Source organism: Chitinophagales bacterium (genome assembly GCA_040877935.1).
Classification (GTDB): Bacteria; Bacteroidota; Bacteroidia; order Chitinophagales; family CAIOSU01; genus JBBDNB01.
In genome coordinates this window covers 37,167-55,295 of sequence record JBBDNB010000039.1, presented here as the reverse complement: position 1 = coordinate 55,295, position 18,129 = coordinate 37,167, and the positions used below count along the sequence as shown (strand labels likewise).

The following is an 18,129-nucleotide window of genomic DNA, read 5'->3' as shown; positions in this document are numbered from 1 at the left end:
TGTGTATTTTAGTGCTCTAAAACATTCAATATGCGCAAATTTACCCTTGGATTATTTGTATTGATTTCATCAGCACTTTCAGCACAAATTATTTCCTATGAAAAAATTGATTCATTTACCATTTCTGAACTGGAGGATATTCTGGCCGATGCCGAAGCACCTTCGGGGCTCATTCAGCTTGAGTATGAAGTTGATTATTACCGGGTAATTTATTTAACACCATACAAACACCCAGATTCACTTGTGCAGGCCTCTGCAGGACTGGCTATTCCGAGAAATACGGATTGCCCGGTGCCTATCGCTTCCTATGCACATGGCACTACAGCAAAGCAATTAAAAGGGGCAAGCACTAAAGCTGGAGGACAGTGGGAGATCGGTTCTATATTTGCTGCTACTGGATATGCCGTAGCTATGCCGGATTATATCGGGCTTGGCATTGCTGACCCTAAAGTAGTGATCCATCCCTATCAACACGCTTTTTCCCAGGGCAATACCTCCTTAAACATGATCAGGGCTACAGAAGAAATTTTGAATGAACTGGAAATAGGGTTTAATGAACAACTATTTCTTTTTGGCTATTCGCAAGGTGGTTATGCAGTAGCCGCCACTCAAAGATTGATTGAAGAAGAATATCCGGATGAATATACGGTAACTGCGGCCGCTCCAATGTCAGGGGCATATGACATGGCCGGAGCTCAGGTAGATCTGATGGCTTCTGACAGTGTTTACCCCACACCGGGCTATCTGCCTTATATTATTCTTGCCTACCAGGATCAATACGGAACATTGTATGACAGCGTTTCCCAGATATTGAAGCCGCCCTATGATTCTTTAATGCCGGCATTGTTCTATTCAAAAGATTATTCCATTGGCTATATCAACAATCAAAGCACACCTGTTCCAAAGCATATGGTCATGGATAGTACAGTGACAAATTTCACGAACAACCCCAATCATCCTTTACGGGTACTATTGGAAGAAAACGAAATGCTGAATTGGACACCACAGGGCAGTGTGAAACTTTATTATTGTACAGGCGATGACCAAGTCTCTTATGTCAACTCAGAACGGGCCTATGACTCATGGACAGCCAATGGGGCTCCTGATGTCACTAAACAGGATTTTGGCAATTTAAATCATAACGATTGTGCTCAACTTTGTTTTATCAGTGCCAAAAGCTTTTTTGACGGTAAAAAAACAGATTGCAATACAACTGATGTTTCTGAGATTCCTTTATCTGGAAAATTTGAATTGTTTCCCAATCCTGCCAGCGAACTTGTAATCGTAAAAACAGAACAGGACTATACTGGCGAATCGGGGAAGATTATGATATTTGATGCACTGGGAAAGGTTCATTTTGAAAAAGAAATGAGCAGTGAAAAGGAACAGATGCTAATTGACATAAGCAATTTAGCGCCTGGATATTATGTTGTGAGTTGGGTTAGGGAAGCCTCAAGGACAAACAAGCAATTGGTTATTTCCAAATAATTGTTAAGTTATTTCTATTGATGCACTTGTAATGATCCATTCAGGTTTGTATAAATATCTAAATTAGCGCCATTGGATGAATTGATCCCCACTCTATCCGTAGCGCCCTCGCTACGGTTTAATAATAAGACTTCCAAAGTCTTTGAGACTTTGGAAGTCTTGGGATAAACCCAAATTAGGATTTTGTGATACCTGCCCGGCTATAATCAATCAGAAATAATCACCTTCCTGACAATATCTATTTCTGCATTTCTGAATCGTAAAAAATAAATGCCAGCGGCTGCATGCCTATAATTAAAATTATAGGTAGAACTGCCTGCATTGATTTGCCCGGCATTCAAGAGTTTGCCCAGGGTATTGTACATTTCAAACTGCAATGCCTCGTTCAATGGCTGTAATTTCACCACAAAATCACCTGAGTTGGGGTTTGGGTACAAATCCAAATGGATGTCTGCCTGACCTGTCGGCATTCCAATGGAAGAAAACAACGGAATCTCAATCTCCACCCTTGCATCGCAAGCCAGGGAATCCTTTACGATCAACACATATGTGCCCGCTGCCAGGTCACTTGCAGAATTACCACTCAATGTAGTATCCAGCCAGGTATAGCTGTATGGAGGAGTACCACCATTTACATCTACCAGCACCGAGCCGTTTGACTGCCCACTGTCGGCAGCGATTTGCAAGTCAATATCCAGGTTCAATTCTTCTATCATTAGCGTATCCAGCAAAGTACACAAATTGTCATCCGTAACAGTGAGTTCGTAAGTTCCTGCTACTTCAACAAAAACAGAATCATCAGCACCAGTTGACCAGTTGAAATTATAGGATCCAGAACCACCGCTGACCTGTGGTATGACTTCGCCCAATTTTTCGCCACACTGCACATTCTTTATAGAAAAACCTATACTAAGTGGATCAGGACTGCGGATAATAGAAGATGCTACTGATGAACAGCCTGCCGCATCTGTAACTGTTACTGAATAGGAACCCGGGCTTAAACCAGAGATATCTTGGCTGCTTGAGCCATTCGACCAGTTATAATTGTATGGTGGCACTCCTCCGCTCAGGCTCAAATCAATACTGCCATCTGAAGCCCCTGAACAGGAAACATCTGTTTTAACCGCAATCAGATTTGCACCTCCTGCATCATTTACATTATAGCTCCTGAACCTTGTGCAGCCCATGGCATCGGTAACAGTCAATTCGTAATTGCCCGACTGAAGGTTGCTGATTGTTTTACTCACCTGGCCGGTGCTCCACAAATAAGTATAGGGTGATGTTCCTCCGGTCACATTAACTGTAATCGAAGCATCCGATTGGCCACAGGTAGCATCTGAAATAGTAGCATTTACCTGTATAGGCTGTGGTTCTGATATGTTGAAAGTATCCGCTTTTTCACAGCCATTGGCATCGGTAACCGTGAAGGAATACACCCCTTCACTTAAATTGCTGTTGATAGAGTCGGTATTGCCATTTGACCACAGATACTGGAAGGGGCCGCTACCTGAAGGATTTAAAGAAGCAGCTCCGCTTGCTGCACTATTGCAATCTACATCCACAAGGGTCAATTGTACCGATGGTCCACTTAATGTAGCTACCGAATAGCTTGCCGTTTGTTCACAGGTATTGGCATCTGTCACGGTAACAGTATAATTTCCAGCCGGGAGATTATTGACAGACAGGCCATTGGCACCATTGCTCCAGCTTGCCTGGTATGGTGCTGTCCCATTTTGAACAACAAGATTGATTGCTCCATCAGCAGTATCACAAGCAGAGTTAGTAATTTGTTCATTCAACTGAATTGGGTCAGGATTATTTAACAGATAGGTTCTGATGGTATTGCAATTGTTTTGATCACTAACAGTCACCGAATAAGTTCCAGCTGAAAGATTATTGATAAAACTATCGGTGGCATTGGTACTCCAGTCAAATGAATAAGGAGCAGTTCCTCCGGAAACCGAAAGGCTGATATTTCCGTCAGCACTGCCATTGCAGGAAATACTGTCAATACTGGCCTGAACAGAAGGCCCTCCTACATTATTAATGGAATAGGAATAAATCTCGCTACAGGATTGTGCATCTGTAATGGTCAATTCATAATTGCCGGAAGCCAGGTTGCTGATCGTTGCGGAAGTATCACCATTGCTCCAGTCAAAATCATAAGGGGATGTTCCTCCGGAAACATTTACCGTAATGCTTCCATCGCTATTGCCACAACTTGCATCTGTCGTTTGGGCATTAACATTCAATCCGGCAGGATTCGATATGCTAACCGAAGTATCAGCAGTACAGAAGTTGCTGTCCCTTACCGTTACCGCAAATGCGCCTGCACCCAGGTTGCTGATCGAAGCTGTACTATCGCCAGTGTTCCAATTGTAGTGATAGGGAGCAGCACCACCCGAAACATTCAGATCCAGGGCAGCATCACTTCCATTGTTACATGTAAGGGGAGTTACAAGCAAATCAAGGTTCAGATTGACCTGTATATCCTGGATTGTTATGGTAGCGGTTTTACTGCAATTGTTGTTGTCGGTAACGGTTACTGAATAATTACCTCCCGAAAGAAAATCAAGGGACGCTGTATTGTCGCCTGTACTCCATGAATAGACATAAGGAGCCGTACCACCCGAAACCTGTACTGAAGCGGAACCATTGCTGTTGCCACAATAGGCAGCATTTCCACTGATATTTAGGGTTAAACTATCGGGCTGGCTCAAAGTATAGCTGTCACTTGCCGTACAATTATTTGCATCCGTAACAGTTACTAAAAAATTACCTGCCCCCACAGCGGTGATTGTGCCAGTGGTTTCTCCTGAATTCCATTCATAGGTATAAGGAGCAGTTCCACCACTTGCATTTACGGAAACTGTTCCATTTGTATTGCCAAAACACAAAGGCTCATCACCTGAAACAATTGCTGATGGGCTTTCATATACCGTAATGTATCCGCTTACCGTAGTGGTATCACTGCCATCGGGATTGCTGACTGCAAGTGTTACCGGGTAATTTCCGGGCGTATTGTAGCTTACGCTTGGATTTTGGCTTGATGAAGAGTTTGGTGTTCCACCGGGAAAACTCCAGTTCCAGGTATCCGGGTTTTTTTGTGAAATATCGGTAAAATCAACTGTTCCACCTTCACAAACTTCCGTTACATTTGAAGTGAAATCAGCAATGGGCGATAAATCAATAGCGGTACATTCCCCGCTAACATCAATATTGTCGAGGTAAAGGTTATTGCCATAATCATTTACAGACAAAAACTTCAGACGCACATTGTTCATTTGATCAAAAGCACTGAGATCAACGGTAAAGCAGCTTGCACCTATGGTTCCCCCAAAACACCAATCATCAGTGGCAGAGGGATAAAAATCTGCTGTGGTAGTAGCATTGGTTGCAAAGCTGCCTGTTCCGTCCTCTGCACGGGCAAAGACAATATTCGGGTAGGTATTCCCTCCATCGGTAGAAACCAAAATTTTCAATGAATCCTGTTGGTTTTGTGAATACCTTCTAAATGCATGATCGAAATTCAACTCCGTATTGATAATATTGCCAAGATTCAGCACAGGAGTAATCAGACCGTCTTCAGCTCCAATGGCATTGTTGTAGGAGTAAAAATTAATGCCGGCAGCAAAAGTGCCACTTTGGGTACCGTCAACGGAATATATGTCCCATGTGATGGCATTGTCCGGATTGTCAATGGTCCAGTTATTGGTGGCAAAACTTTCTGATTCAAAGTCTTCAAAAAAGACATTTACCATTCCGGTGCCAATTGAGATAAAATCAAATTCAGTATGTGTATCAAAACTGTTGGGGCCATTCACCGTGAGCGATACATCGAAATCGCCTACAGAATTATAGGTAACCACAGGATTCGGGTCGGTTGAAGTAACGGGTGTTCCACCGGGAAAATTCCAGTTGTAGGAAATAACATCGCAAGTGGATAGATCAGAAAATTGAACCGTAATACCAGGGCAACCATCGGTAATATTGGCCGTAAAATCTGCAGACACTCCTTCAACCGTAATATAGGCCGATTCGGTTTTTGTGTCCTGGCCATAGGTATTGGATGCAGTAAGCGAGACCTCATAAACACCCGGGGAATTATAGATCACCGCAGGGTTTTCCGCTGAACTTGAAGCAGGATTGCCTCCCTGGAAAGTCCAGTTCCAGGCAGTGGGTGTATTGCTTGAAAGATCTGTAAACTGCACGGTATCACCGGCACAAATGGTCCGGGGTGCTGCACCGAAATTAGTCACAGGAGGTGCATTCTGATTGATCACGGAATCTACCACCTTGAACAAATCCAAACCGGCTTCTACCAGGTGTCCCACCGAGGGTTTGTCAAAAGCTTCAACGATAAGCTGCATATTGGCCGTAGGAGCCATGTAATCACTGACTTTGATTTCGTTGAAATTCCACTGGTTGCTGTTGGGTGAATTGACATCCAGCAGATCAATCACTTCAGTATTTACGCCATTGGTCAACCTTACAATCAGGCTGTCGTTGGGTGTTCCGGTTCCCCCTGAATTGTAGAACCATCGGTAATAGCTGATAAACGGTTCGGAATAGCTGCTCAGGTCAAATACAGGGGAAGTAAGGGTGGTTGTGCCATCATCCACATCATCTGTTCCTGCATTGCCCCCGCCATTGCCGGTAACAAAAGCCTGGTCTCCATAATCATTGGCCACATCACTTCCTGAATTACAGGGTTCTCCATTAAAATCAGTGCCGATTGGTGCGCCTCTTTCCCAGTTTCCTGTTGTAGCATTACCGCTTTCTGTCCAGTTGAAATCAAAGAGAAAATCATCGTACCAACCAGTTTCCAAATCAATATAGACAGGCCCCGTATTTGCCAAAACACTAATACCGGTGTTTACATTGGTCACATAACTCCATTTTCCGGCATAGATATCATAAGTACCTTCAAAAACATCAATGCTGAAATTGCCCAGCGCATCGGCAGTTACATTGTAATCAAAGGAACCATCGATCAACACTTCGGCATTGGCAATGCCGTTCAATGTACTTGCATCGCGCACCTGCCCGCTCAATGTGTACTGATCAAGCGCCTGGCAAACCATGGAATTGGCCAAAATGCCTCTCCTCGGGCTGTTCAGCATTACCGTTCGCATACGGGCTACCTGGTCTTCGGTAAAAATATTCATGCAGGCATCATTGGTGTAGTCCATATAATTCTGCACCATATCCTGGGTGCCACAGTTAACGGTAGTGGGGCATCCCCGGTTTGAATCATCAGATTCAGGCGTATCTGCACAGAAATCGTCAGTTCCACATCCACCATCTCCCCAGATATGCCTTAATCCCAACCAGTGCCCGGCTTCGTGCGTGGCTGTTCTTCCGCCATTGCTCGGGGCACTTACATTTCCGGTGGTGCCAAATGCGCGGTACAGGCAAACAATCCCGTCAGAATTGGCAGGTCCGCCATTTCCGGGCATTCCTCCTAAACCTGAAAGTGAGGGAAATTGCGCATAGCCCAGCAATCCGGTATTGCCAAAATCCACCACCCAGATATTAAAATACTGATCGGGATTCCAGATGGTAGCCGGTTTCAAATTGTTGTCAATATCATTGGTGCTGCCCCAGGTTGCCTGCCCTCCATTGTACCTGTTGATTCCAGGCTCTGACAGTACATTACCACTGGGGTCGATCTGTGCCAGGCAAAATTCAATTCCCACATCTGAGGCCACAGCCTGGAAATTGGCAGGAGCATTCCCGGTATCGGGATTTAGCCTTCTGAAATCTTCATTCAAAACATCAATCTGTGAATAGACCTGTGCTGCGCTGATGTTTTCATTGCTTCCTACCGGATCGCCATTGTGCACCACATGCACAATCACCGGCAAAGTATAAACATCCGGTCCTGAAAAACGCCCCAGGCTGTTTCTTTGGTTCTGCCTGTTGGCAATTTTGGGGGCCAGCCATTGTTCGAAATCCTTTAAGCTCGGCAGATTGTGTTTTTGACGCAACACACTATCAGCATGCATGGTGCCGCATTGTTCATGGTTGTGCTGGGCGCTTAATGCGGTAGGCATTAACAAAAATCCCGAAAAGAAAGCAATCAAAAATAGATAGGGAAAAGACATATAATTCACGAATAGCATGGTTTTCAGTATGGTAAATATTTTTTAAAAATAAGAAAACTCATAGAGAATATGAATTTGGAATTGAAACTGGATGTAAGACAATTTTCAATTCAGTTATTTCACCAGGGCATTTGAAATGGATTACAAATCCATGAATATTGCTTTCGGATTCGGAAATCCGAAAGAGCTGCGTTGCAGGGCTTATCTGACTTCTGAATAAGAGCTTTACTGTCTCCAGTGTCTTTTCAAGGTTCAAAATTAGCCATGCCCAAAACAACCCCTAATCCCGCAAGAAAAAAGACTTCCCTATTCCGATAAGATTTTATGCAATTCCAAATTCAGATAATAATGATGTCCTTGTATTGTTTTCTTTTCAAGCACCTGTAATTCACAAAGTTGATTAAGGTATTCCCTAGCGGTATTTTCAGAATATAATTTGGCTTCCACCAAATGTTTTACTTTGGTGTATGGCTGAATAAAAATCATTTCCAGTAATTTTTCCAACTTATTAAACTTAAACTTTTCGCTGTTTAAGTAATCTCCAATATTCTCTTTGGCCTCCACAATATCATTGATTTTATGGAATGTAATATTTGAAGTGGATTCAATTGCCCGCAGCATAAATAGCAACCAATTTTCCCAATCCCCTCTTTGGGAAACTCCTTGTAGGTAATGATAGTAGTCTTCTTTATTTTCTAAAATATATCTGCTGTGAAAAAGAATGGGTAAATCCAATAATTTTTTGAGTGTCAGGTAATGAATATTAAAAATCCTTCCTGTTCTGCCATTGCCATCTCTGTATGGATGTATGGCCTCAAATTGATAATGTGCCATTGCCATTTTAAGCAAATGGTCAATATTGTATTTTTCATCATCATTGACAAATTTTATTAAACGCTCAAGTTTTGCTTTTATAATTTCAACTCCTTTAGGTGGCGTATATACCGTGCTGCCGGCATTAGGCCCCGTGCCTCTTTGTTTGATCCTTGTATTGGAAAAGGGTGGTCTGATCGAATCATTAACCATTTTAATCTCTCTGTAGATTCTATTGAAATATTCCAGGTCAAAGCAATTGTTCTGCTCTAAATATTCATACCCAGACCAAAGCGCTTCCCTATATCTGAGTACTTCCTTAGATGCTCCGGTAGCATCTTCTTTGTCGTCACTATACGCTTTATAAAGTTCGTCATCGGTTGTAAAAACATTTTCTATTTCACTCGAAAATTTGGCTTCCTGAAGACTTATGGTATTGATCAATATTCCTTGATTTGGCAATACTGCACTTCTACCATGAAGCCTGGCCAAAGCAGCCTTTGCATCACCTAATTTTTCAAGCACCTCTACCGTTTGATAGTATTGCTTATCTATTGGCAAATCAGGTAAATCATTCCAGGGGATGTTCCTATCGGGGTTAATTTGATATTTGCTCACAGACCTTAATTTTTAATGATTTTAATGTTTGCTATCAAAACAGACCTTAAAATACTAAATAAAAGCATAGCAAACCTTAAAATTTCCATTTTTTAATGTTTACTACCGAAACAGACATCAAAAAACAAAACAAAAAGCCAACAGACCTTAAAATTTGCATTTTTTAATGTTTACTACCGAAACAGACATTAAACTTATAATTCCCGTTTACCCTACCTTTGCAAAAAACAAAAATAAAATGGCTCTTATAAACTTTAAAGAACTGCGCAATCAAAGGGATTTTAAAATGATCTTTTTGGATTTGTTTATGGTCGTATTGGTACTGGTCAATATGGCCTATATCATTGTGGAATTCAATTTTGAAACAGAAGTCATAAATGGATTGCTGTACGAATACCTTCCCAAATTCCATACCTGGTACGATGTTCATTTGCACAAAAATTTCCTTTATTACGATACTATTTTTGTCAGTATATTCTTGGCAGAACTCTTTATTCGCTGGGGCTTGGCCATTAAAAGAGATACCTATGCCAAATGGTTTTTCTACCCCTTTGTACATTGGTACGATGTGCTGGGATGTATTCCGCTTGGAGCTTTCAGGGCGCTGCGTATTTTGCGTATTATTTCCATTATTGTGCGGCTGCACAAGCTCAAAGTGATCAATGTGAGGGAATGGTACATCTATACCGTTTTTGTAAAATACTCCAATATCCTGGCCGAAGAGATCAGCGATCGGGTAGTGGTGAATGTAATCAGTGGCATTCAGGATGAAGTAAAATCCGGGGGAGTTACCGCAGACAAGATTTTGAACGAAGTGATACTGCCGCAAAAGCCTTTTTTAGTCGATTGGCTTTCGCACCGCATACAACATGCTACTGCCAAAACACACGTGCACCTGGAACAGGACCTGAAAAATTACATCGACAGCAAAGTGCAACTTGCGCTTTACAACAATCCGGAAGTGAAAAACCTGGAAAGAATTCCGGTAGTAGGTGGTGCAGTGGCGAAAACCCTGGGCACAGCCGTAAGCGATGTCACTTTTAATGTGATCAATGGGATTATCAAAGACCTCTCGACCGGGGAGAACAAAGCCGTGATTGAAGACATTGCCGACCTTACGCTCGATGCGATTATGACCCAGGAGAAGGACGAGGAACTGGACAAAACCATTAAGAAAATGGTGCATGCCTCATTGGAGGTGGTAAAAGCAGAGGTACAGGTAAAACAATGGCTGATTGATATGGAGGAGGAGAAAAAAGCGAAGCAAATTGCGAAGGAGGGATAGGCTGGTACTATGCCAAGCCGATTGACCGTTGTGGGTAGTGGTTGCAACGCAACACCAAAAATTATCAAATAAGGAAATGTTTCAAAGCGGTTATTTCGTCCCAAATAATTGCTAAATTTGGGACGAATTTAAACCAAAGGAAAGGCGACAAGTACAAAATCATTTCCTTTTTTGCTAAAAAAGCAAGGGGCATGATGTGCAGATATTTAATTCAAAACAGAATAGAAAATCCCGAGGAAATTAAAGCTTTCGACATAGAAGGGTATAGCTACAATGACCCATTGAGTAAAGGCAAGGAATGGGTATCTACTAGGGAAAGCGCATAAACTTTTTGGTAACTCCGCTAAGTTTTGGCTCGGCCTTCAATATGATTACGACCTTGAAGAAGAACAAAACAACAAACAGAAGGAATTTGATCAAATTGAAAAGTGGAAGAATAATGTGGCTTGAAAGCAATCTTAAATAGACAAATTATTCAGCTACAAATTCAATAAACTCTTTACCGTAATCAAGTAACTTAATTGAAGGTGCTCCTCCGTCTGATTCAACATACCCACCTTGGCTATGGAAATCTCGAAAGTCTCCACTTATTCTAATCAAAGAAATATTTTCTAAGTCCCTTACACATTTTCTAAAAAAATACTTGTCAATAGTAGGGTTTTCTTTAGAGTAGATTTCATGGAAAACCTCAAACCCTTTTACCTCTTCAACAATGAGATCTTCCTTTTCAACGATAAATAATAAGCAATCAATATGAGTAGTTGTAAGATCATCTACAATACTTAAAAAAGATGATTTTTTATCATATTCAGTATTCATATTAAAGTAATTACCAATGCTATTTTTCAAATAAAATAGCTTCTCTTTTTGGTGAGTTTTAAAAGCTATTTGCGATGCTTCTAGTAAAAATGAGGTAAATTCTTCATTACTTTTCAAATTCTCCACTTGAAAGCCTTCAACTTTATCTTGTAGATCAAGTAATTCTCCAGCAACTTCCACTCTCCATTCATGAAGCCTTTCTGATACTGGTTGTTTTATAAGAAGATCAAATAATTCAACTAAACCACCTCCAGATGGCAACAACCCAGTTAAACCCTTTGCAATTCTGTGTAATTTATCATCTGAATTTTCTTCTGGTGGATTGTGGATTTCAGTCATGATTTAAAGGTTAATATCCTAAAACTTATCCAATCCACTGTCATACTCACCGGGGCGGCCAAAGAGGATTTTCCTGCGGTCTTTCCAGGTTTTGGAATGCCACAGGTCGCGGGCAATGTCGATGTATTCGTGAAAAACCAGGTAAGCCGGGTTTTGCGAATTAATGGGTTGGGTAACACCGTACACGGGTTTTTCACCGGGTTCTACATAGGTGCCGAAAATACGGTCCCAAATGATAAACATAGAACCGTAATTTTTGTCGATAAAGGCCGTGTTTTTTCCGTGATGCACCCTATGATTGGTAGGGGTAACAAATATGTACTCAAACCATTTAGGCATAGGGCGAATCAATTCCGTATGCTGCCAAAACTGGTACAAAACCCCAATTTGGTGCACAATAAAAAACAAAATAGGATTAAAGCCCATCATAATAACGGGAATAAAGAATACGATTTTCACTTGATCGACCCAGCAAAGGCGGAATGAAACGGTAAGATTGTATTTTTCAGATGAGTGGTGTGTAATGTGCGATGCCCACCAAAACCTTTGCTCGTGTGCAAGTCGATGTGCCCAGTAGCGCATAAAATCATAGATGACCGCACATAAAATAAAAGACCACCAGGTAAAACCCATAACAAATGCAGGCGGAGTTAGGTAGTAGTAAACCGCCCATACCGTATAGATTGTACCAATTCCGATAACGGCAGTAACTGCAAGATATGCAGCACCAACACCTACGGAAGCTTTCAGGTCTTTTTTCTCGTAAAGATTGAGCTTTCTTCTTTTGCTGATCATGTATTCCAGCAATACAAAAAACAGCATTAAAGGACTGGCATACAAAAGCAAATTGGGAGCGCTCTCATACTGAAACAACATCTCCTTGAATAACAGTTTTCCACTGGTGAAATCCATATTTCAGATTTATTTAAAGCTAAATAAAAATTTTAGCTCGGTAATTTTCAGGACAAAGTTAAAAGTTTCTTTTTTAAGAAAAGTTCAATCAAACGAACTCTAAAAAATAATAATCAGATATCGGTTTCGGGAGTATTCTTCCTCCCATTTCTCCCCGTCAAATAAATGCAAAGAAAAATCAGCCGCAGCAACCCCTCCTCACTTTTATTTTACCCCTATGTGGGATTGGGATTTTTTGGAAATATTGAATAATGCATATTCCGGGTTCAAAGGAATGCAGCAAAAAAACACACGACCTTATGCTTTAGCTACAAATGCATTCAAAAAAGGATTATAATGGATCGGTTCTTACATTCTCAACTCCCAAACAATTCGGGAAAAGTTCTATCTAAGGTCTCAAGATATTTTCTTTTTGCTTTATCCGAAAGAAAACTCTTGTTTATAATTTCCCCCATGCTATCTTTCATTTCTTTGAATTCCTTTTCTATTTTTTTAAGCAGCCTATCGCTTATTTCAAATCGCTTACCAAGCTCCAAAAAGTCTTCTATCGTGTAATAATAGCTTTCGCCCCGTGGTAAACTTGTCCGCTCCATCTCTTTGAAAAGATTGAGCGCAATTGGGGCATCCTGTACATGGATTTTTGTATTCATAAGGTCATATGAAGGAGATAGCTGCATATCCCCATCAGCAGTTTCCAGTAATGAGAAGTTTTTCAAATGTGCATCTCCATTTCCAGTTAAATAATTAAAAATCAAAATTCTTATCAGCTCAATTTTATTTAGCGGAGATAGTATATTACCGAAATCTTCATAAGTCTTTGAGGTATATTTGTATCGACCCTCACTATCCTTTTTTGCTTTAAGGACAGATGCAAAATCCTCCTGACTTAGCTTTTCCTCCTTTTCATTATAATCAAATCTTCTTGTAACATATGCTGGCATACCATTTTCGAATTTCATGAAACAACATTCAGCAGTTCTTATTTTGAACAACTGCTTAGCCATTTGCATTGTAACATGTTCATTAGCTGGCGAGTCTGATTTTAAATTGAATCGCGACAATAGAGGCTTAATAATGTATATTGAGTTTTCACCTTCTTTCAAATTCGGAGATAATTCTGTACCTGTTGCCTTCCCTATAAAACCTTTAGTTTGAACACCTGATATACTGAATCCCGCAGGATACCCATCAATCACTTTGGAAATATCTTCCCAATTAAAATTGAGATGATGGTTTACTTTTGACCTGTCAAATAATTTTCTCTCGCATGATGAACAAAAGCCTTCAACATTATCCTTTAGGCAACCAAAACACTGTCCCATTATTCTTCGATTTTTTTAACAGTTATTGCGCCAATAGTATCTTCCCCACAGGTATGTGCCAATAACTCCCAATCATCGGAAATATCTATTCCCAGGGCATTACAAATTTTCTTCCTATTTTCTCCCTCACTTAAAATTGACTGGAAATAATGGAACAATTCATCTGAATGATACGCTTTTTGAGACTTTGGCATGTTCACAGAGATAGGTCGAGTTGTTTCATCTTCTAAGAAATCGTCATCATACACAAAGTGATATCCGCTATCATCTCTCCAAAGCTTTCCTGCCTTTTTCTTTCCTTTGTATATAACTTCTAACTTCATTTAATCGATTTTACTTCAATTTTAATTTCCATATTCAGGAATTTTAAAATCTCGTTTATTACCTCCAGGCTTGGGTTTGTTTTCCCATGCTCTAAATCCGAAATTGTTGTTCTTGAAAAACCTGTATATTCAGACAATTCACCAATTGTTAGCTTTAATACCTTTCTTCTGTCCCTTATTATTTTTCCTAGTTCCTTAGATTTCATAACTACTAAACTGGTTATTAGTTGTCAAATATACAGTTTTAGCTCAAGAATGTCAATTATTAATCAATAAAATGGTTAAACTATGACAATAATTTAATCCCAGAAACAATTGTCAAAAAACATCCAGTAAACTGGACGTTGAACGAAAAACTGATAGATAAAGAGATGCAACATAAAATAATCATCCACCCGATTACTATTTTGAGGTAGCTGGGCAGTTCCAAAAGTATTTTTATTTATGACTTATTCTTTGGGTATAAAAGCACAAGTACCGATTCGATAATACTTGTTCGAGCTTAAGGGGACTTCGTAGCAAGGGTGCTACGAAGAGAGGGGTTCTTCCTGGCCGCTAAAAGGATAGCTTTTAAGAATTTCAGCCTTATCTAAAATTGCATTTTTGATTTCATTCAGCTTTTCTTCACTCACATCATCTTCCAATAAGGAAAGACACTCTTTGAGACCTGCTTTTGCCTGTGGAGTATATACGAGCTGCCTTTGCATTAATTAAATTTCTTCCATATCCTCTCGAGAAAGAAATGCTCCATTTTTAATCTGTTGATTGGAGCGTTTTGCCCTATCGCTTAATTTTCGCTTTAAAACAGACGCTTTACTTTTCTTGAGCAAAGTGAACAAAGCCTCTAAAACCTCAACATCCTCTTCAGATTCAATTAGCAATCTCAATTCCTCTTTTAGTTCTAATGCTGACATTTTTATCGATTTACTTTCTAAAATAAACGAATTGTGCTACAAGTTCCAATTTTTGGTCAATACAAGTTACTTCTTTGTTGATGGAGATTTCCAATCAAGTTGGAAATGACGGGGATATTTAAACTCAAAACCTCAGCCCACCCCAAACACCCACCCGGGTCTCAGTGAGCAAGCCATTGGATACTTCTCTGTAAAGTGGATTCCAGGCAATGTCCAAGCCAATCTGATTGTTTTCAGGGTTTTGATATTTGCTGTTGTAAATTTTAAGTGCAGAGCCGGCAAAAGGGTCAAGATGCTTTTTAAAGCGATAGCCAAAATCGTACATTAATCGAAGAATATTTCAATTGTAAAATCCTTATTCACCAAATCTATTTTATGTTTATTCTCAGCAACTCCATACGTTGTAATGAAAGTTATATGATCCATTTTTTTAGTTCCTGTTACTTGTTTTAAACCTTCTTTCTTTGTTCTAAAATTCTTGGCGTATTCTGCTGTAATCGTAAATTCATTTGCGTGAAATTTCATTTCACAAATATTTATTACACATTTTCAGCGGATTATATTTTCATAATCCGCGGAATCTATCTTTAAAAAGTATTTTCCGCGGATTATAATAGATAGAAAAGAAAAACGGGTGCTAATAAAGTAGGTAAATATCAATGCTTTGCAACAAAGGAATACAGCCTAATAAACCCATCATTCAACTTTCTTCTTCCCCGTCCTTCCCGTCAAATAAATGCCAAGGAAAATCAGCAGCAGCCCTGCTATTTGCATAAAACCGATCATCTCACCATCCAGCAAACCCCAGAATGCAGCTACGCCCGGAATCAAATAAGTAACGGTGGATGCAAACAAAGCACTTGTACTTTGAATCAATTTATTGAACATCACCAGTGCCAATGCCGTACCCATAAATGAAAGTATAAAAAGATAGCCCAGTGCTGTCAATGCACCGTTGTCGTGCTGCACCTGATGCAATATATCCGTACTGAGTAAATACAAGCCACTCAAAGGGCCAATAATAATAAATACCAGTGCTGTAACCTGCACAGCCGGATAGGTCGATAAATAATTTTTCAGGATATTTCCACCCAGACCATAACAAATCGTAGCAAGCACTACAAAAAGCCCGTAAGCCAAATTTTCAGAATCAAAAGCAGAAAATGAACTGCCCTGCAAAATAATCCCCAATGAACCTGCAAAACCAATAAGTACACCAATGATTTTCTTTGCAGTACTTTTTACACCAAAGAATAAAATCCCCAGTAAAAGAGTAAAAATAGGCACCAGTGCATTCAGCATTCCGGCCATGGAGCTGTCTATTTTGGTTTGTGCAATGGCAAAAAGAAAAGGCGGTACACCGCTGCCAAATATCGCTACACCCAATAAGGGCCAAAAGCGCTTTTTTAACAATTGCATGGTTTTGGGCCTGAACAGCAAAACGGGCAAGAGCACCACAAATGACAGAAAAATCCTCACGGTACCAACCTCAACGGGGGTGAATGCTTTCAGTGCCAGTTTGATCAGAATAAAAGAACTGCCCCAGATTACCGATATCAGTACAAGGAGTACAAAATGCTGCCAATGTGCTTCAAGTGAATTAAATCTCTTCATTGAGTAGCTTCCACAATTTGTCTTTCAATTCGTCCAGTCCTGTGCGCGTAAAGGAGGATATAAAAACAGTATCTACATCGGGTAGTTCGGGGCGCAGCATTTCCATGAGTTCCGCATCCAGTAAATCACTTTTGCTGATGGCCAGCAGGCGTTTCTTTACCAATAGATGCGGGTTGTACTTTTCCAGCTCGTCCAACAAAGTAGTGTATTGCTTTTTGATGTCTTCAGAATCTGCCGGTACCATAAATAGCAAAACCGAATTCCGCTCGATATGTCTTAAAAACCGATGTCCCAGGCCTTTTCCTTCAGAAGCCCCTTCTATAATTCCGGGAATATCGGCCATTACAAAAGACTTGAAATCGCGATAAGCCACTATCCCCAAATTGGGCGTAAGTGTTGTAAAGGGATAATCGGCAATTTCGGGTTTAGCCGCACTCAAGACAGAAAGCAAACTGGATTTTCCTGCATTTGGAAAACCCACCAGGCCTACATCCGCCAGAATTTTCAGTTCGAGGATTTTCCAGGATTCCTGCCCTCCTTCGCCCGGTTGGGCATAGTGTGGGGATTGATTGGTAGAAGATTTAAAATGGGTATTGCCCAAACCGCCTCTTCCGCCTTTTAGCAAAAACGCTTCTTGCCCATCTTCCGTAATTTCAAAATGGATTTCACCAGTTTCAAAGTCTTTAGCTTGTGTGCCAAGCGGCACCTCAAGTACAATATCCTCACCAAACGCACCTGTTCTTCTGTTGGGGCCACCGGCTACTCCATGTCCTGCTTTTATATGCTTGCGGTATTTCAGCGGAAGCAAAGTCCACATTTGTTTATTTCCGCGCACAATAATATGCCCACCCCTTCCGCCATCACCGCCATCGGGGCCACCTTTGGGGATGTATTTCTCCCTGCGAAAATGGGACGAACCGCTACCTCCGCTGCCCGATCGGCAATGGATTTTTACATAATCAACAAAATTTCCTTTTTCCAAGACGGGTTTGCTTAGCGCAATTTATCTATGTGGTGTATCAAAAGGTTGGATATCTGACTGATAGAACCAACACCTTCTACATAAGTAAGTTTACCTTGTTCTTTGTAATAATTGGCCACCTGAAGGGTTTCTTTCTTATAAACCGAAATTCGATTTCTGATCACTTTCTCGTCCCGGTCATCAGCTCGTCCCGAGTCTTCACCTCTTTTGAGCAAGCGTTTTACCAGCTCTTCTTCATCGACTTCCAGAAAAAGCAATTGATCTATTTGTGTTTCTTTGAAAGACAATAACCTGTCGAGTGCTTCAGCCTGAGCTACCGTACGCGGGAATCCATCAAAAATAAAGCCTTTGGCATCGAGGTTGTTTTCCAATTTAGAACTGATCATTCCAATAACTACTTCATCGGGCACTAAAAGTCCTTTGTCCATAAAGCTTTTGGCCTCGAGTCCAAGCGGTGTTTCGGCTTTAATTTCTTGCCGGAGAAGGTCGCCTGTAGAAATGTGAATCAGTTCATAACGCTCTACAAGAGTTTGTGCCTGGGTTCCCTTTCCACTTCCCGGAGGGCCAAAAAGAATAATGTTTAACATGATTTA

Annotated in this window: 17 protein-coding genes; 3 read left to right on the top strand and 14 right to left on the bottom strand. The window is 40.7% G+C overall.

All coding sequences use genetic code 11. The features are described from left to right. The first annotated feature begins 30 nt into the window (after positions 1 to 30). Positions 31 to 1,488, top strand: coding sequence for a T9SS type A sorting domain-containing protein (locus WD048_09300; GenBank protein ID MEX0812402.1), 1,458 nt, complete (start codon positions 31 to 33; stop codon positions 1,486 to 1,488). 206 nt (positions 1,489 to 1,694) lie between these two features. On the opposite strand, the gene WD048_09295 is transcribed toward WD048_09300, so the two are convergent. Both WD048_09295 and WD048_09290 read right to left on the bottom strand, forming a co-directional pair. Further along, entirely contained in the window at positions 1,695 to 7,613 is a 5,919-nt protein-coding gene (locus tag WD048_09295) for a PKD domain-containing protein (protein ID MEX0812401.1), read from the bottom strand. 288 nt (positions 7,614 to 7,901) lie between these two features. After that, positions 7,902 to 9,026, bottom strand: coding sequence for a Fic/DOC family N-terminal domain-containing protein (locus WD048_09290; GenBank protein MEX0812400.1), 1,125 nt, complete (start codon positions 9,024 to 9,026; stop codon positions 7,902 to 7,904). 238 nt (positions 9,027 to 9,264) lie between these two features. Between WD048_09290 and WD048_09285 the strand changes: the two genes are divergently transcribed. Together WD048_09285 and yaaA are read left to right on the top strand one after the other, a co-directional pair. Then, the gene (locus WD048_09285; GenBank protein ID MEX0812399.1) at positions 9,265 to 10,311 is read left to right on the top strand and encodes a hypothetical protein; all 1,047 of its coding nucleotides are present in this window, start codon (positions 9,265 to 9,267) and stop codon (positions 10,309 to 10,311) included. 41 nt (positions 10,312 to 10,352) lie between these two features. Further along, a complete protein-coding gene (gene yaaA / locus WD048_09280) occupies positions 10,353 to 10,637 on the top strand; it encodes a peroxide stress protein YaaA (protein MEX0812398.1) in 285 nt (94 codons plus the stop codon). A gap of 145 nt (positions 10,638 to 10,782) precedes the next feature. On the opposite strand, the gene WD048_09275 is transcribed toward yaaA, so the two are convergent. The 12 genes from WD048_09275 to WD048_09220 form a co-directional block, all read right to left on the bottom strand. Next, positions 10,783 to 11,469: a hypothetical protein gene (locus WD048_09275; protein ID MEX0812397.1), complete on the bottom strand. Its 687-nt coding sequence runs from the start codon at positions 11,467 to 11,469 to the stop codon at positions 10,783 to 10,785. 18 nt (positions 11,470 to 11,487) lie between these two features. After that, positions 11,488 to 12,381: a sterol desaturase family protein gene (locus tag WD048_09270; GenBank protein MEX0812396.1), complete on the bottom strand. Its 894-nt coding sequence runs from the start codon at positions 12,379 to 12,381 to the stop codon at positions 11,488 to 11,490. Positions 12,382 to 12,737: 356 nt separating this feature from the next. Next, complete coding sequence (locus tag WD048_09265; GenBank protein ID MEX0812395.1) at positions 12,738 to 13,577, bottom strand: HipA domain-containing protein; 840 nt, start codon at positions 13,575 to 13,577, stop codon at positions 12,738 to 12,740. Positions 13,578 to 13,702: 125 nt separating this feature from the next. After that, positions 13,703 to 14,026: a HipA N-terminal domain-containing protein gene (locus WD048_09260; protein ID MEX0812394.1), complete on the bottom strand. Its 324-nt coding sequence runs from the start codon at positions 14,024 to 14,026 to the stop codon at positions 13,703 to 13,705. Continuing rightward, positions 14,023 to 14,232: a helix-turn-helix transcriptional regulator gene (locus tag WD048_09255; protein ID MEX0812393.1), complete on the bottom strand. Its 210-nt coding sequence runs from the start codon at positions 14,230 to 14,232 to the stop codon at positions 14,023 to 14,025. Before WD048_09255 ends, WD048_09260 begins: the two co-directional genes overlap by 4 nt. Positions 14,233 to 14,553: 321 nt before the next feature. Continuing rightward, positions 14,554 to 14,733 carry a hypothetical protein gene (locus WD048_09250; protein MEX0812392.1) on the bottom strand — a complete coding sequence of 60 codons (180 nt, stop codon included), beginning with the start codon at positions 14,731 to 14,733 and terminating at the stop codon, positions 14,554 to 14,556. 3 nt (positions 14,734 to 14,736) lie between these two features. Next, on the bottom strand, positions 14,737 to 14,940 hold the full coding sequence (locus tag WD048_09245; protein ID MEX0812391.1) for a hypothetical protein: 204 nt from the start codon (positions 14,938 to 14,940) through the stop codon (positions 14,737 to 14,739). 124 nt (positions 14,941 to 15,064) lie between these two features. After that, positions 15,065 to 15,265 (bottom strand): hypothetical protein, encoded by a 201-nt coding sequence (locus WD048_09240; protein ID MEX0812390.1) that lies wholly within the window; start codon positions 15,263 to 15,265, stop codon positions 15,065 to 15,067. After that, positions 15,265 to 15,465 (bottom strand): hypothetical protein, encoded by a 201-nt coding sequence (locus WD048_09235; GenBank protein MEX0812389.1) that lies wholly within the window; start codon positions 15,463 to 15,465, stop codon positions 15,265 to 15,267. The genes WD048_09240 and WD048_09235 overlap by 1 nt, the downstream gene beginning before the upstream one ends. Positions 15,466 to 15,636: 171 nt before the next feature. After that, positions 15,637 to 16,554, bottom strand: a complete 918-nt coding sequence (locus tag WD048_09230) for a DMT family transporter (GenBank protein ID MEX0812388.1) — start codon at positions 16,552 to 16,554, stop codon at positions 15,637 to 15,639. Continuing rightward, the gene (gene obgE / locus WD048_09225) at positions 16,541 to 17,536 is read right to left on the bottom strand and encodes a GTPase ObgE (GenBank protein MEX0812387.1); all 996 of its coding nucleotides are present in this window, start codon (positions 17,534 to 17,536) and stop codon (positions 16,541 to 16,543) included. The genes WD048_09230 and obgE overlap by 14 nt, the downstream gene beginning before the upstream one ends. Before the next feature lie 11 nt (positions 17,537 to 17,547). Further along, on the bottom strand, positions 17,548 to 18,123 hold the full coding sequence (locus WD048_09220) for an adenylate kinase (GenBank protein ID MEX0812386.1): 576 nt from the start codon (positions 18,121 to 18,123) through the stop codon (positions 17,548 to 17,550). Positions 18,124 to 18,129 lie beyond the last annotated feature (6 nt).